Source organism: Mycobacterium sp. shizuoka-1, from assembly GCF_002723835.1.
Classification (GTDB): Bacteria; Actinomycetota; Actinomycetes; order Mycobacteriales; family Mycobacteriaceae; genus Mycobacterium.
The window spans coordinates 50,475-65,330 of sequence record NZ_BEWG01000062.1; the positions used below are offsets into that span (position 1 = coordinate 50,475).

A 14,856-nucleotide genomic window follows, 5' to 3' on the forward strand; every position below is an offset into this window, starting at 1 on the left:
ACCTAAGGTGAGCGCCATGGCGGTTCTGATCGGCGACACCGAGCCGTACTACGACCTCGGGACCTACCACCGGACAGTCGACACCACCTCGCCACAGGCGCAGGTCTGGTTCGACCGTGGGCTGGTGTGGGCCTACGCCTTCAACCACGAGGAGGCGATCGCCTGCTTCGAGCGCGCGCTGGCGTGCGATGCCGACCTCGGCATCGCCCGCTGGGGTATCGCGTACGCGATCGGGCCCAACTACAACAAGGCCTGGGACGCCTTCGACCCCGTCGACCTGGCCGCCTCGCTGGCACGGGCCCGAATGGAGCTGGAACTGGCCGCCAAGAGCCGGGCCAGTGTCGTCGAGCAGGGGTTGATCGCCGCGCTGGCGACCCGCTTCCCCACCGACGACCCCGATGACGCCGAGGCGCTGGCGGCCGGGCACGACGCCTACGCCGACGCCATGACCGAGCTGGCGCGGATCTATCCCGACGACGTCGACGTGCTGGCCCTGGCCGCCGACGCGCTGGTGAACCTGACGGCGTGGGCGTTGTGGGACACCGCAACCGGCGAGCCGGCGCCGGGTTCGCGGGTCGTGGAGGCCAAGGCGTTGATGGACGCGGCGTTGCGTACCGACGCCGGCCGGGCCCATCCCGGCGTGCTGCACCTCTACATCCACGCCATGGAGATGTCGGCCCATCCCGAGGACGCGCTGCCGGCCGCCGATCTGCTGCGCGGCCTGGTACCGGATGCCGGCCACCTGCAGCACATGCCGTCACACATCGACGTGCTGTGTGGGCACTACCGGGATTCGGTGCTGGCCAACCAGGCCGCGGTGGCCGCCGACCGACGTTTCGTCGAACATGCCGGACCGCTGAATTTCTACTCGCTGTACCGGGCGCACGATCTGCACTTCGTCGTCTACTCGGCGATGTTCGCCGGCCAGTCGCAGATCGCGCTGCAAGCCGCCGACGAACTGGCCGGACAGCTCACCCCGGAGCTGCTGTCGATCGCCTCGCCGCCGATGGCCGACTGGCTGGAGGCCTTCGTCCCGCTGCGCGTGCACGTGCTGATCCGGTTCGGCCGGTGGGATGACCTGATCGCCGAGCCCCTTCCCGACGATCCCGAGTTGTATTGCAGCACAACGGCAACGATCCATTACGGGCGTGGCGTGGCGCATGCGGCCAAGGGGCAGCTGGCTCAGGCGGCCGCCGAACGGGAGGCATTCACCCAGGCTTACGCCCGCGTGCCGGAGTCACGTTATCTGTTCAACAACACCAGCCGTGACATCCTGGCCGTCGCCGCGGCAATGCTCGACGGTGAGATCGCTTATCGCGAGGGTCATTTCGAGGAAGCGTTCGAGTCGTTGCGGCGTGCGATCGCATTGGACGACGAGTTGCCCTATGACGAGCCGTGGGGCTGGATGCAGCCCACCCGGCACGCCTACGGTGCGCTGCTGCTGGAGCAGGACCGGGTCGCCGACGCCGCCGCGGTGTATGCCGCCGACCTCGGCCTGGACCCGACGCTGAGCCGGCCCTGCCAGCACCCGGGCAACGTCTGGAGTCTGCACGGCTATCACGAATGCCTGCAGCGGCTGGGGCGCACCGAGGAGGCGGTCATCATCGGCCGCCAGCTCGAATTGGCCAAGGCCCGCGCGGATGTGCCGATCCTGGCGTCGTGTGCGTGCCGGTTGGAGGTCTTCGAGGTAACGGATCCGGACTGCTGCCACTGAGGCCGTAATCTCGACTCGTGCACGACGGGTCAGAGCAGTTCGCGCCGGTGACCGGGCACCACCGCGGCTCGGCGCGACCGATCGCCGACTTCGTCCGGTCCGCCCCGGTCACGTTCACCTGGCTCGCGGTGCTGTTCCTGACGACCCTGGCCCAGCACCTGTTGCCGCGATGGCACCTGATGACGCTGCTGCGCAAGGATTCGACCAATCTGCACCACCTCGCGTCCGACCCCGTCCGGGTGCTGATCACCAGCCTGTTGTGGCTCGACGGCGCCGCTTGGTGGCCGTACCTGGTGGTGTTCTGCCTGTTCCTGGCGCCGGCCGAACGCTGGCTGGGTCACCTGCGCTTCGTCGTCGCGGGGCTGATCGCCCACGTTGTCGCGACCTACCTCAGCGAGGGCTTCCTGTACTGGCAGATCCAGGAGGCGGTGGTCTCCCCGCGCTATCTCAACGCCCGCGACATCGGGGTCAGCTACTTCGTCGTAGGGATCATCGGCCTGTTGACCTATCACATCGCCCGGCCGTGGCGCTGGGTCTACCTGGTCGTCGCCGTCGGCTATTTCGCCGGCGCGGTGCTGATCACGCCCAGGTTCACCCCGGTCGGACACCTGGTCGCGCTGATCGTCGGGCTGGCGTGCTACCCATTGGCTCGCGGCCGTCGCGGCGCGCCGCTGAACCCGTCGTGGCTGTTGCGCACGCGACGTCACGCCCCACCGGCTGCGTAAAGTGGGACAGCGTGGCACTCGACGACGAGGACATCCGGCGGCTCGGCCGCTGCGTCGAACTCGCCCGGACCGCCCTGGCGGCCGGTGACGAGCCGTTCGGGTCGATCCTCGTCGACGCCGACGGCACGGTACTCTTCGAAGACCACAACCACGTCGCCGGCGGTGACGCCACCGCACATCCCGAACTGGCGATCGCCCAGTGGGCGGTGCGCAACCTCTCCCCCGCCACCCGCGCCCGCACGACTGTCTACACCTCCGGCGAGCACTGCCCGATGTGCGCTGCCGCGCACGCGTGGGTTGGCCTGGGCCGCATCGTGTTTGCCGCCTCCGGTGCCCAGTTGACACAGTGGCTGACGCAGTGGGGGGCACCGCTGCCGCCGGTCGCGGCGCTGCCGATCGCCGCGGTGGCCCCACAGCTGACGGTCGACGGCCCGGCGCCGGAGTACCGTGACGCGATGATGGCCCTCTACGCCGCGAAGTTCGCGCCATGACCGACTGGGTGCGCCACGCGATCTGGTGGCACGTCTACCCGCTGGGGTTCGTCGGCGCGTTCCCGGCCGGTCAGCCACCAGGGACCGACGAGCACCGGCTGCGCCGGATCGTCGACTGGCTGGACCATGCGGTGGAGCTCGGCACGTCGGGAATCGCGCTCGGTCCGATCTTCGCCTCCCGCACCCACGGCTATGACACCACCGACCATTACCGCATCGATCCGCGCCTCGGCGACGACGCCGACTTCGACCACCTCGTCGAACAAGCCCACCGACGGGGCCTGCGGGTGCTGCTCGACGGCGTGTTCAACCATGTCGGAACCGATTTCGAACGGTACCGCCGCGCGGTCGACGAGGGCGACGCGGAATCCATCGGCTGGTTTCGCGGCCGCCCGGGCCGGTTCCACACCTTCGAAGGCCACGGCGAGCTGATCACGCTCAACCATCGCAGCCCGGCCGTCGTCGACTACACCGCCGGCGTGATGAACCACTGGCTGGGCCGCGGCGCCGACGGCTGGCGGCTGGACGCCGCCTACGCGGTGCCGGAGTCGTTCTGGGCCCAGGTGCTGCCCGAGGTGCGCCGGGCGCACCCCGACGCCTGGTTCGTGGCCGAGGTCATCCACGGCGACTACGCCGCGTTCGTCGACGGTTCCGGGGTCGACTCGGTCACCCAGTACGAGCTGTGGAAGGCGATCTGGAGCAGCCTCAACGACGGCAACTTCCACGAACTGGACTGGGCGCTGCAGCGCCACAACGACTTTCTGGCCAGCTTCGCCCCGCTGACGTTCATCGGCAATCACGACGTCACCCGCATCGCCAGTCAGCTGGAGCGGCCCGAACATGCGGTACACGCGCTCGTGTTGCTGTTCACCACCGGCGGCGTGCCCAGCATCTACGCCGGCGACGAACTGGGATATCGCGGGGTCAAGGAAGAGCGGGCCGGCGGCGACGACGCCGTCCGGCCCGAATTCGGCGCCCCACCACCACAACTGGACGCCGCCGGCCGGGACACCTGGAACCTGCACCAGTATCTGATCGGGCTGCGTCGGCGCAATCCGTGGCTGCACCGCGCGAAAACCACTGCACTGCACCTCGACAACCGCGGCTACGCCTACGAGACTCGAAGCGGTGACGACGCGTTGATCGTCGCGCTCAACATCGACGATGCGCCGATGCCGCTGCCGGCGGCCACGCTGGCCGGCCGGCGGGTCCAGCTGGTGGGCGGCACGGGGGCTCCCCCGGAGGAGGTCGTCACCGACGTGGTGGTCCCCCCTCAGGGCTGGCTGGTGTTGCGGCCGCTATAACAGCTCGACGGTTCGCGGGTCCTGCTTCCCGTCGTAGAACCTGTCGAGCACCGCCAGGAAATCGGCGTTGTCGTCGGTGGCGCGGGCGAACAGCGTCATCGACGAGCGCACCTTGAGGGTGTCCGGCCAGCCGAAGATCTGCTCGCTGGACCCGCCCTCGATGGCGGCCACCAGCCGGGCGCACTCCCGCAATCGCGGTCCCAGCACCGGATGGGCCAGGTAGGCCTGTGCCTCGGCCAGCGACCCGATGCCGAAACGCTTTGCCGTTGAACTGCTTCCGAGCGTACGCAGCTGCGGGAAGACGAACCAGATCCAGTGGCTGCGTTTGGCGCCGGCGCGCAGCTCGTCGAGCACCCGGTCATAGACGCGGTCCTGGGCGTCGACGAAGCGCGCAAGGTCGAACGGGTCGCTCATGCCTCAACGGTATCGTTGCTTTCGCGTGACCGTCCCGTTATCAAAGGGTCGATCAAAGTCGTTGCGCTGCTGACGATCCCGAGTCCGGCGCGTCTCCTTATCGTTAGCGAACCGCGACTTGGCGCACCGCCGCGCGTACCGGGCCGGGGGTGTCCTGCGTGATTAGCTACCGGCGCACAGCATTCTCAGCTAGCGAAACGCGTACGAAAGGTGATGGTTTCCGTCATGAAGATCGTCGAGATGATGCGAGGCACTTGGTTGCGCCGCGTGGCCGCAGCCTTCGTGGCCGCACTCTTTCTGCCCGGCCTAATCGGCGTTGTCGGCGGGTCGGCGACCGCGGCCGCCTTCTCCAAGCCGGGACTGCCGGTTCTCTACCTTGATGTCCCGTCGGCCGCGATGGGCCGCAACATCCGCATCCAGTTCCAGGGCGGTGGCCCGCACGCGGTCTACCTGCTCGACGGCCTGCGCGCGCAGGACGACTACAACGGCTGGGACATCAACACCCCCGCTTTCGAGTGGCTGTACGGCTCGGGCCTGTCCACCGTGATGCCGGTCGGTGGCCAGTCGAGCTTCTACACCGACTGGTACCAGCCGTCGCAGGGCAACGGTCAGAACTACACCTACAAGTGGGAAACGTTCATGACCCAGGAGCTGCCTGCCTACCTGTCCGCCAACTACGGCGTCAGCCCGAACGGCAATGCCGTCGTCGGTCTGTCGATGGCCGGTAGCGCGTCGCTGACCTACGCGATCTACCACCCGCAGCAGTACATCTACGCGTCCTCGCTGTCGGGCTTCCTGAACCCGTCCGAGGGCTGGTGGCCGATGCTGATCGGGCTGGCCATGAACGACGCCGGCGGCTACAACGCGCAGAGCATGTGGGGTCCCTCGTCCGACCCGGCGTGGCGGCGCAACGACCCGATGGTCAACATCAACCAGCTGGTCGCCAACAACACCCGGATCTGGATCTACTGCGGCACCGGTACGCCCTCGGATCTGGACACCTCCGGTGGCGGCGGCAACCTGATGGCCGCTCAGTTCCTCGAAGGCTTCACGTTGCGGACCAACAAGACCTTCATGGACAACTACCTCGCGGCTGGTGGACGCAACGGCGTGTTCAACTTCCCCGCGAACGGCACGCACAGCTGGGGCTACTGGGGACAGCAGCTGCAGCAGATGATCCCGGACATGCAGCGCGTCCTGGGGGCCACCCCGAGCGCCGGCTAGTCCGACACAGCACCGACAGCGAGCCTGTCGCCCACTGCGGGCGGCAGGCTCGCTGCTTTGTGTCTGGGGCGCCGAGGGTCGCTCCAGAGCCACGCCGGGCGCCGAACGTGACGCGGGGCTGACGTTCGCGGACAGGGAACCCGGGGAACAATCTGGAACCGGTCAAGGTTGAGTCGGGCAGACTGAACTTTGGAGGATTCATGGCTGAAGCCAAATCTGTGCCGGTGTTGTTTGTCAGCGACCCGATCGTGCTGCCCGGAATGGTGGTGCCGATCACGCTGGACGACGCCGCCCGGGCGGCGGTCGATGCGGCTCGCTCCAGCGAGTCCGGCAAGCTGCTGATCGCCCCGCGGCTGGACGACCGCTACCCGTCCTACGGTGTGCTGGCCTCGATCGTGCAGGTGGGACGCCTTCCCGGCAGCGGTGCCGCCGCCGTGGTGCGCGGTGAACAGCGAGCGCACATCGGCGCCGGAACCACCGGGCCGGGCGCGGCGCTGTGGGTTGAGGTGACCGAGGTCGCCGAGCCCGAACTGACCGAGGCCACCAAGGCCCTGGCCGCCGAATACAAGAAACTGCTGCTGGCCCTGCTGCAGCGCAGGGAGGCCTGGCAGCTGGTCGACGCCGTCAACCAGCTGACCGACCCCTCCGGGCTGGCCGACACCGCCGGCTACTCGTCGTACCTGTCCGACGTCCAGAAGCGCCAGCTGCTGGAGACCGAGGACACCGACGCGCGCCTGCAGCTGCTGATCGACTGGACGGCCGAGCATCTGGCCGAGGTGGAGGTCAGCGACAAGATCTCCCAAGACGTCCGCGAAGGAATGGAGAAGACGCAGAAGGAGTTCCTGCTGCGCCAGCAGCTCAACGCCATCCGCAAGGAACTCGGCGAACTGGATCCCAACGGTGCGGAGGGCGCTGAAAACACTGCCGACTATCGCGCCCGCGTCGAGGCGGCTGATCTGCCCGACAAGGTCCGCGAAGCCGCGCTGCGCGAGGTCGGCAAGCTGGAACGCTCCAGCGAACAGAGCCCCGAGGGTGGCTGGATCCGCACCTGGCTGGACACCGTCTTGGACCTGCCATGGAACACCCGCACCGAGGACTCCACCGATCTGGCGGCAGCCCGCGAGATCCTGGACGCCGACCATCACGGACTCGACGACGTCAAGGACCGCATCGTCGAATACCTGGCCGTGCGCACCCGTCGGGCCCAGCGCGGCCTGCAGGTCGTCGGCGGTCGCGGCTCCGGCGCGGTGATGGTGCTGGCCGGCCCGCCCGGCGTCGGCAAGACGTCGCTGGGTGAGAGCGTGGCCAGGGCCCTGGGCCGCAGATTCGTTCGCGTCGCCCTGGGTGGCGTGCGCGACGAGGCCGAGATCCGCGGTCACCGGCGCACCTACGTCGGCGCGCTGCCCGGCCGGATCGTCCGGGCGATCGGCGAGGCCGGCTCGATGAACCCGGTGGTGTTGCTCGACGAGGTCGACAAGGTCGGCTCGGACTACCGCGGCGACCCGTCGGCGGCCCTGCTGGAGGTGCTGGACCCGGCGCAGAACCACACGTTCCGCGACCACTACCTGGAGCTGGATCTCGACCTGTCCGACGTCGTGTTCCTGGCCACCGCCAACGTGATCGAGAACATCCCGTCGGCGCTGCTGGACCGCATGGAGCTGATCCAGATCGACGGCTACACCGAGGACGACAAGGTGGCCATCGCGCGCGACTACCTGCTGCCCCGGCAACGCGACCGCGCGGCGCTGACCCCCGACGAGGTCACGGTGACCGACGCGGCGCTGCGCAAGATCGCCGCGGACTACACCCGCGAACCCGGAGTCCGGCAGTTCGAGCGACTGCTGGCCAAGGCGCTGCGCAAGGCCACCACCAAGCTGGCAGGCGACGACACCGCCTTGATGATCGACGAGCCGGATCTCGTCGGCTATCTCGGCCGTCCGCGGTTCACCCCGGAATCCGCGGAACGCACCGCGGTGCCCGGCGTGGCAACCGGGTTGGCCGTGACGGGCCTGGGCGGCGACGTCCTCTACATCGAGGCCGGGTCCACCCAGGGCGAGCCGAGTCTGCAGTTGACCGGTCAGCTGGGCGACGTCATGAAGGAGTCGGCGCAGATCGCGCTGTCCTACGTGCGTAGTCACGCCGAGCAGCTGGGTGTGGATCCGACGGCGCTGGACCGCAAGATCCACGTGCACGTGCCGGCCGGCGCGGTGCCCAAGGACGGGCCGTCCGCCGGGGTGACCATGGTGACGGCGCTGGTCTCCATGGCGACCGGCCGTCAGGTTCGCTCCGATGTCGGGATGACCGGTGAGGTCACGCTCAACGGCCGGGTGCTGCCCATCGGCGGGGTCAAGCAGAAGCTGCTGGCCGCGCAACGGGCCGGGCTGTCAACGGTGTTCATTCCGCAGCGTAACGAGGCCGACCTGGACGACGTTCCGGCCGAGGTGCTCGAGGCGCTGACGGTGAAGCCGATGACCGATGTCGCCGACATCGTGGCCCAGGCGCTGGAGCCGGCGACCGAGGCGGCCACCGCGGCAGCCTGAGTGCGGATCGTGGTGCCGGCCCCGGCGGATTGTCGGTGGCCGGCACTACGGTGCTCACATGGCCTACGAGGAAGAGTTGGCGAACCGCCTGCGCGAGATCCTCGCCGCCGAACGCGGCCTCGAGGAGAAGCGCATGTTCGGCGGTCTGGCGTTTCTGATCAACGGCAACATGGCGGTGTGCGCCAGCGGAAAGGGCGGCCTGATGGTGCGGGTGCCGGCCGAGGACACCGCCGCGCTGCTGGCCCGCGACCACGTCGAACCGATGATCATGGCGGGACGGGAAACCCGCGGCTGGATCCGGGTCGGCGACGCCGGCCTGCGCACCGGACGTCAACTGAAGAGCTGGGTCGCCCGCGGCGTCGACCACGCGAAATCCCTGCCGCCGAAATAGCTCCCGACGAGCGGAATAAAACGCGGCGCACCCGGTTGTCGGGTTAATGACCTACCCCGTGCGCGTCGCCGTCCAGATTCAGCCCGCCGACACCCCGGACTACGCCACCTGGCGCCAGGCCGTCCTCGACGCCGAGCGCATCGGGGTGGACGTCATCTTCGGCTACGACCACTTCCACGCACCGTTCATCGAATCCATCGCCGACGCCAAACCGGTGCTGGCACAGGTGCAACCGGATGTGAACAATTTCGAGGGCTGGACCGCGCTGGCATCCTGGGGTGAGATCACCACCCGTGCCGAACTCGGGCTACTGGTATCGGGGATGGGCTACCGCAACCCGGACCTGCTCGCCGACATGGCGCGCACCGTCGATCACATCAGCGGCGGCCGCGCGGTCCTGGGCGTCGGCGCCGGATGGTACGAGAAGGACTACACCACTTACGGTTTCGACTTCGGCACGGTCACATCGCGAGCCGATCTGTTCGACGAGGGCCTGCTGCGCATCGAGCGGCGCTTCAGCCAGCTGCAACCGCCGCCGCTGCGCAGGATCCCGATCCTGATCGGTGGATCCGGGCCCAAGCGCACCCTGCCCGCGGTCGCGCGCCATGCCGACATCTGGCACACCTTCCTGCCGCTGGACTCCTACCGCGAGGCCAGTGCGCGCGTCGCCGAGCTGGCGGCCGGGTTCGGGCGCAACGACAGCGACATCGAACGGTCCACGTTCTGGACCGACCCGCGCTCGGCGGACGACTACCTGGCCGCCGGTGCGACGTTGTTCCACACCGAGGTCCGCGCCGCCGGCGGCAGCTACGACCTGAGCACGGTCGAGAAGATGATCGACTGGCGTGACACAAAGCGCTGATCCGGGCCGCCGCGGTTTCGCGGCCCTGCTCGGCGGGTAACGCGACGCAGATGGATGATGCGGCAGCCCGGGAGCTCGTGGCGCGGCTGCGCCGGCACGCCGGCACCACCTATGCCGCCGAGGCGGGGATCACCAGGCGCGACACCCCGATGCCGTTGTTCCAGCTGTTGGTGCTCGCCATGCTGGGCAGCAAGCCGATCGACGCCGCGATCGCCACCCAGGCCGCCAAGGAGCTGTTCCGGGCCGGCTTGCGCACCCCGCGCGCGGTGCTCACCGCCGACCGGCCGACGCTGATCGAGGCCTTCGGCCGGGCCCACTACGTGCGCTACGACGAGAGTTCGGCGACGCGGCTGACCGAGCTGGCCACCCGGGTCGACCGGGACTACCACGGTGACCTGCGCGGGCTGGCCCGCCTGGGCAAACCCGACGTCCGCGAGGCCAAGCAGCTGCTCAAGCAGTTCACCGGCATCGGCGACACCGGCGCCGACATCTACCTGCGTGAGGTGCAGGACGTCTGGCCGTGGGTACGGCCGTACTTCGGCAAGCGGGCCCTGGACACCGCCGGGGAGCTCGGGCTCCCCCGCAACCCCGGTCGGCTGGCCGCACTCACCGGCCGTGCGATCGCGCCGCTGGCCGCCGCGCTGGTGCGGGTGTCGGTGGACGAGGATGTCCGGCAGCGCGTCGCCGGCTGACACGTGACCGTCCGGATCGGCACGTCGGGGTGGTCCTATGACCATTGGGACACGGTGTTGTACCGGCCGGGCCTGCCGGCCGCCCAGCGACTGGCCCGCTACGTCGAGGTGTTCGACACCGTCGAACTCAACGCCAGCTTCTACCGCTGGCCCAAGGACGCCACCTTCGACGGATGGCGCACCCGGTTGCCGGCCGGCTTCACCATGTCGGTCAAGGTGCATCGCGGCCTGAGCCACTTCCGGCGGCTGAATTCGCCGGAACCGTGGGTGGAGCGCATCGAACGCTGCCAGCGCGCACTGGGTGACAAACGCGAGGCGGTGCTGGTGCAGCTCCATCCCGACCTGCACCGCGACGACGCCCGGCTGGCGCACTTCCTGTCGCTGGTTCCCGGCTGGATCCGGATCGCCGTCGAGATGCGTCACCCGTCCTGGGACGACCCCGAGGTCTACGAGCTGCTCGAGCGCTACGGCGCGGCCTATGTCGTGGTCAGCGGGCCGGGTCTGCCGTGCGTGCTGCGTGCCACCACCGACCTGGTCTACGTCCGCATGCACGGACCCGATACCGCGCCGATCTACGCGGGCAGCTACACCGACGACGATCTGGCCTGGTGGGCCGAGCGGATCCGGGAGTGGCAGGGTCAGCGCCGCCGGGTCCTGGTCTATTTCAACAACGACGGCCACGGCCACGCCGTGCGCAACGCGCTGTCGCTGCGCGAGCTACTCGGTCGCTGACTGCTGGTCGAGCAGTTGCCTTCGGGCGGTGACGAATTCGGCGTCGGTGAGATCGCCGCGATCCCGCATCGTCTTGAGGGTGTGCAACCGGTCGGCGACCTCGGGCTCGACGTCGGCGGGTTGCGGCGCGGCCCGCACAATCGGCTCGTCATCGATGAGTTCGATGTGCGTCGGCTGGTCCGGATCGATCCGGACCACCACCACGTCGTCGGGCTCGGGCACCTCCCCGAGGGTGAACGTCGACGTCAGCCGCGCTTCGTACGGCGCAGCCCCGTCCGGTGCCGCGACGCTCAGCCGCAACACCCGGCGACCGGCATCCTTGTTGACCACGACGTTGAACATCGGCCTGATCACCTCGAGCACCACACCGGTACCGCGCACTCCGTCGCGGCGCAGCCGATCCACCTGTGCCACCGCCCGGACCAGGGTCACCGCGTACCCGAGGACCAGCACTGTCCACGCGGCCAGCCACCACAGCGACAGCGGCGCCGTCCAATCGGCGGCCCACGGAACCATCGACGCGATGAACCAGCCCGGCACCATCGGGCGCGGGCAGCGCCGGGACATCGCCAGGAACACCACGAACTGCGCGACGTAGCCGACCAGCCAGACGCCGAGCACCCCACCGCTGGCCGCCGCGGTCCCGGCGTGGTCGAGCATCCGGGTGGCGACCCAGGCCGGCGCCACGATGAGCGCCCACCACGCCACGGCGAGGGTCGCGATCGTCCGCCACATCATTGCGTCACGGTATCGGTCGTCACGCTCCGACCACTTCGCAGTCCACCGCGAGGACGGTGACCAGGCCGGCGGCGCCGTCGACGCGCACGCGCATACCTGCGTTCAGCCGGGAGGCGCCGTCGGCGATGCCGGACACGAACGGCACGCCCAGCTCGCTCGCCACCTCGGTGACGTTCGAGAGGGTGGACCCACCGTCGGTGAGCACCGCGGCCGGGGTGCCCAGCAGCGACACGGACTCGACGTCGGCGGTGGCGATGACGGCGACGTCACCGGCGCCCAGCCCCGCGTCGGCGGCGGAGTCGACGATGCGGACGGTGCCCTCGACGATGCCGGGGAACAGGCCGTCGCCGCGCAATTGATCGGCGACCCGCGCCGGCGCGGGATCTCCCGCGGGTTTCCACTCGCTGTCGATCATCGCCGGCAGCCGCAGCGTCTGCAGGTGCTCTCGCTCGGCGATGCGGCGCTTGATCCGCAACCGGCTGTCCGGTGGCAGGAACAGCGCCTCCTCGATCGTCAGGTAGAACACATCGTCGGCGGCCGCAAGCCTGTCTTGATCGACCATGCGGCGTCCCAATTCCCGTGCGGCAAGCCGCAGTTGATGGGTGAAACGCATGGTCGTGTCGTAGGCCAGCGTCCGGCACGCCCCCGGTGGGGACGGGTCGTCCTCGTGCATCCGGGCGCCGGGCCCCGCGGTGGCAGCCGCGTAGAGCGCGTCGGGCCGGTCGGCCAGTACCGGCGTCGCCAGCTCGGCGGCGCCCGGCCCGCGATGCCCGAGGTGGGCCAGCGCCGAATCGAACGCCGCGGCGAGCATCGGTGCCGCGGTGCGGGTGGCCTCCAGATCACCGGCCTCCAGGGCCGTGCGCGCGTACGGATGCGCGCGCAACACCCGGGCCAGTGACGCGATCTCGGACTGCACGTTCACTGTCTGACCTGCGCCGTCCAACTGCGCCGGCGCCACCTCGGCCAACAGTACGGACCAGGCTGCCAGTACCCAGCCTTCGTGAACTCTGCTGCGCAGCAGACGGATTCGCGCATCCAGCTGGGACTGCCGGAGCAGTTCGAGCGTGGCCGCGTCTCGACGCTCGGCGTCGGCGGCCTGGCGGTAGGCGCTCAGATGCCGGCCGTACATTCGTGCGCACGAGACCAGCCGACCCGTCGACATGGTGCCGGCGATCGCGGCCGACCACGACGAGGCGGAGCGCGGTGCGTCAGGTGCGCTGCGCAGCCGCCGGGCCATGGGGATCGCACGGGCGGGCAGTCGCGGTTCGGCCGCCGCAAGCGCCGAGACGCCGAGATAGATCCGGTGGCCGAACACCGCGACCAGGCGGTTCTCCCATTCGGCCGCCACCGGGTCGCGCAGGTCCAGTGCCTGCGCCAGGGTGCGACCGGCGATGCGCAATCCGGCCAGATGCAGGTCCAGCGACATCGGCGTGAGCGGCCGGGCGCTGACGTCGTGCAGTGGACTGGCCAGGAAGCGTGGAAACCGCGGGTCGATGCGATCGTCGAACTCGCCCTCCGCGCCGTCGACCGCCGCAGCCGGCAACGCGTCGTGTGCCGCCCGCGGGATCGTCACGGTCGGCATCGGGATGCGGCCGGGCGCCCCGACCGCGCCGTGCAGATCGAGCTTGCGGCCTTGCAGCCCTCGCGCGGTGTCGGTCACGGCATCGGTTGCACCCCAGCCGCATTCGAAGTGCCACTGGGTGCGCATGGCGGTCAGGTCCAGCGCTGGGCGCAGCTGCGGCCAGCCCGGCAGGGCGCGCACCCGGAGCCGGGGATCGACCGCGCCCAGAATGCGGCGTGCGGACACCGCGGTGGTGGTGTCGGCGGTGGCCAGGTCCACCACACCGGTGTGATCGGTGCCGACCGCGAGGACCAGAAACCGGATCAGGTCGTCGACGTGGAGCACCTGCAGCGGCTCCGGGCCGCTGGTGTCCAGCACCGCGGCCACCGACCGGCACACCAGCGCGTCGGCCTGGCGCCCCACGGGGGCGGCGATGCGCACCACCAGGCTCGGCGCCCACCCGGTGCCGACCAGGTTCTCGGCCTGCTGCCACATCGTGGGCGCGAGCAGCGACAACGACGGGAACACGATGCGGGCACCGCCTCGGGCGGCGGCATCACAGACCCGGGCCAGACCGGCCGGCCGGGCCGGGTCACCGCCCGGCTCGGGTAGGTGCACCACCACGTCGGCCTGCTCGGCCAACCGGTACACCACCGGGTGGGTCAGGGCCGCGCAGGTGAAGTCCACGCCGGGATCGAGGTCGCGATGAGGACGTTCGGCAATTCCGTGAACATCGTGGCCGGCGGCCAGCAGGCTCGGAGCCAGCGCACGACCGAGCTCGGTGGTGACCCCCGTGAGCAAGATCTGCATGCCAGGCCTCGCTTCCCCTGTCGTGCTCCGACTGTAAGCAGGTCCAGGCGAAAATATCGAGCCTTTGGGGCGGGGCCCGACCCGATCAGACCAGGCTGGCCCGCCCGTCGGCGTGCACCGTGACCTTGGCTCCCGCGATGTCCTCGGCGACTGTCACCGCGGCCGCCTCGGGGTCGTCGATGACCGCCACCGCGCGGGCGTCGTCGCTGGTCCGCACCGTCAGGAAGGCCTTCTCCGGCCGCCCGTCGCGGTCGAACGGGGTGGTCCAGGACTCGACCGTGCCCTCGCCGGACCACTCGACCAGCGCCCGGCGGGTGGGCTCCCGGTCGACCGCGGGCTGGACGTCTTCCCAGCGGAAGGCAGCCGGCGGCGGGGTGGCGCTGTACACGCCGAAACTGTGTTTGGTCAGGTAACCGCCGTTGGCGGTGATGAGACCGCGCGCGGCCGGGTCGGCGCGCAACAGTTCGGCCATCGTGGCGATCGAATGCATCACGTAGTTGTTCCACGGCCCACCGGCGAACGTCAGGCCGCCGGTCACCGTGAGCGGGCGCTGCGGGTCGTCGGTCGGCAGCCCCAGCTCGCGGGCGGCCACCTGCACCGCCGATGGGAAGCACGAGTAGACGTCGACGTGGGCGAGTTCGTCGACACCGACCCCGGC

General features: G+C 69.8%; 13 protein-coding genes and 1 pseudogene. 10 read left to right on the forward strand and 4 right to left on the reverse strand.

The genetic code is table 11. The annotated features are described in order from the left end of the window. Positions 1-16 precede the first annotated feature (16 nt). Genes MSZK_RS18810 through MSZK_RS18825 form a run of 4 tightly spaced genes read left to right on the forward strand, consistent with a single transcriptional unit; the run spans position 17 to position 4,234 of the window. Entirely contained in the window at positions 17-1,714 is a 1,698-nt protein-coding gene (locus MSZK_RS18810; RefSeq protein ID WP_099250212.1) for a tetratricopeptide repeat protein, read from the forward strand. Between the two features lie 17 nt (positions 1,715-1,731). Next, complete coding sequence (locus MSZK_RS18815) at positions 1,732-2,439, forward strand: rhomboid-like protein (RefSeq protein WP_371411361.1); 708 nt, start codon at positions 1,732-1,734, stop codon at positions 2,437-2,439. 11 nt (positions 2,440-2,450) lie between these two features. After that, complete coding sequence (locus MSZK_RS18820) at positions 2,451-2,930, forward strand: nucleoside deaminase (protein ID WP_099250213.1); 480 nt, start codon at positions 2,451-2,453, stop codon at positions 2,928-2,930. After that, a complete protein-coding gene (locus MSZK_RS18825; protein ID WP_099250214.1) occupies positions 2,927-4,234 on the forward strand; it encodes an alpha-amylase family glycosyl hydrolase in 1,308 nt (435 codons plus the stop codon). Before MSZK_RS18820 ends, MSZK_RS18825 begins: the two co-directional genes overlap by 4 nt. Here MSZK_RS18825 and MSZK_RS18830 read toward each other — a convergent pair. Further along, positions 4,229-4,648, reverse strand: coding sequence for a DUF1810 domain-containing protein (locus tag MSZK_RS18830; protein ID WP_099250215.1), 420 nt, complete (start codon positions 4,646-4,648; stop codon positions 4,229-4,231). The two genes, MSZK_RS18825 and MSZK_RS18830, sit on opposite strands and share 6 nt — an antisense overlap. 225 nt (positions 4,649-4,873) lie before the next feature. Here MSZK_RS18830 and MSZK_RS18835 point away from each other — a divergent pair, with 225 nt between their 5' ends. The 6 genes from MSZK_RS18835 to MSZK_RS18860 all read left to right on the forward strand — a co-directional run bounded on the left by MSZK_RS18835 (position 4,874) and on the right by MSZK_RS18860 (position 11,089). Next, entirely contained in the window at positions 4,874-5,872 is a 999-nt protein-coding gene (locus tag MSZK_RS18835; RefSeq protein WP_099250216.1) for an esterase family protein, read from the forward strand. 200 nt (positions 5,873-6,072) lie between these two features. Then, positions 6,073-8,412, forward strand: a complete 2,340-nt coding sequence (lon, locus tag MSZK_RS18840) for an endopeptidase La (RefSeq protein ID WP_099250217.1) — start codon at positions 6,073-6,075, stop codon at positions 8,410-8,412. A 58-nt stretch (positions 8,413-8,470) separates the two neighbouring features. After that, positions 8,471-8,803, forward strand: coding sequence for a TfoX/Sxy family protein (locus MSZK_RS18845; RefSeq protein WP_099250218.1), 333 nt, complete (start codon positions 8,471-8,473; stop codon positions 8,801-8,803). Between the two features lie 46 nt (positions 8,804-8,849). Continuing rightward, positions 8,850-9,665 carry an LLM class F420-dependent oxidoreductase gene (locus tag MSZK_RS18850; protein ID WP_099250219.1) on the forward strand — a complete coding sequence of 272 codons (816 nt, stop codon included), beginning with the start codon at positions 8,850-8,852 and terminating at the stop codon, positions 9,663-9,665. 50 nt (positions 9,666-9,715) lie between these two features. After that, the gene (locus tag MSZK_RS18855) at positions 9,716-10,357 is read left to right on the forward strand and encodes an endonuclease (protein WP_099250220.1); all 642 of its coding nucleotides are present in this window, start codon (positions 9,716-9,718) and stop codon (positions 10,355-10,357) included. Between the two features lie 3 nt (positions 10,358-10,360). Then, positions 10,361-11,089, forward strand: coding sequence for a DUF72 domain-containing protein (locus MSZK_RS18860; protein ID WP_099250221.1), 729 nt, complete (start codon positions 10,361-10,363; stop codon positions 11,087-11,089). Here MSZK_RS18860 and MSZK_RS18865 read toward each other — a convergent pair. From MSZK_RS18865 to MSZK_RS33090, 3 genes and pseudogenes are all read right to left on the reverse strand, one after another. Further along, entirely contained in the window at positions 11,075-11,827 is a 753-nt protein-coding gene (locus MSZK_RS18865; RefSeq protein WP_099250222.1) for an SHOCT domain-containing protein, read from the reverse strand. The genes MSZK_RS18860 and MSZK_RS18865 overlap by 15 nt on opposite strands. Positions 11,828-11,846: 19 nt before the next feature. Further along, a complete protein-coding gene (locus MSZK_RS18870) occupies positions 11,847-14,198 on the reverse strand; it encodes a PEP-utilizing enzyme (protein ID WP_099250223.1) in 2,352 nt (783 codons plus the stop codon). Positions 14,199-14,283: 85 nt separating this feature from the next. Then, a pseudogene (locus MSZK_RS33090) lies at positions 14,284-14,856 on the reverse strand (hypothetical protein); the annotation flags it as partial.

Bases quoted from the DNA above. Each gene is read 5' to 3' on its own strand.
- MSZK_RS18810 (WP_099250212.1), top strand. From the start codon at position 17: ATGGCGGTTCTGATCGGCGACACCGAGCCGTACTACGACCTCGGGACC.
- MSZK_RS18825 (WP_099250214.1), top strand. From the start codon at position 2,927: ATGACCGACTGGGTGCGCCACGCGATCTGGTGGCACGTCTACCCGCTG.
- MSZK_RS18830 (WP_099250215.1), bottom strand. From the start codon at position 4,648: ATGAGCGACCCGTTCGACCTTGCGCGCTTCGTCGACGCCCAGGACCGC.
- MSZK_RS18835 (WP_099250216.1), top strand. From the start codon at position 4,874: ATGAAGATCGTCGAGATGATGCGAGGCACTTGGTTGCGCCGCGTGGCC.
- lon (WP_099250217.1), top strand. From the start codon at position 6,073: ATGGCTGAAGCCAAATCTGTGCCGGTGTTGTTTGTCAGCGACCCGATC.
- MSZK_RS18845 (WP_099250218.1), top strand. From the start codon at position 8,471: ATGGCCTACGAGGAAGAGTTGGCGAACCGCCTGCGCGAGATCCTCGCC.
- MSZK_RS18850 (WP_099250219.1), top strand. From the start codon at position 8,850: ATGACCTACCCCGTGCGCGTCGCCGTCCAGATTCAGCCCGCCGACACC.
- MSZK_RS18855 (WP_099250220.1), top strand. From the start codon at position 9,716: ATGGATGATGCGGCAGCCCGGGAGCTCGTGGCGCGGCTGCGCCGGCAC.
- MSZK_RS18865 (WP_099250222.1), bottom strand. From the start codon at position 11,827: ATGATGTGGCGGACGATCGCGACCCTCGCCGTGGCGTGGTGGGCGCTC.
- MSZK_RS18870 (WP_099250223.1), bottom strand. From the start codon at position 14,198: ATGCAGATCTTGCTCACGGGGGTCACCACCGAGCTCGGTCGTGCGCTG.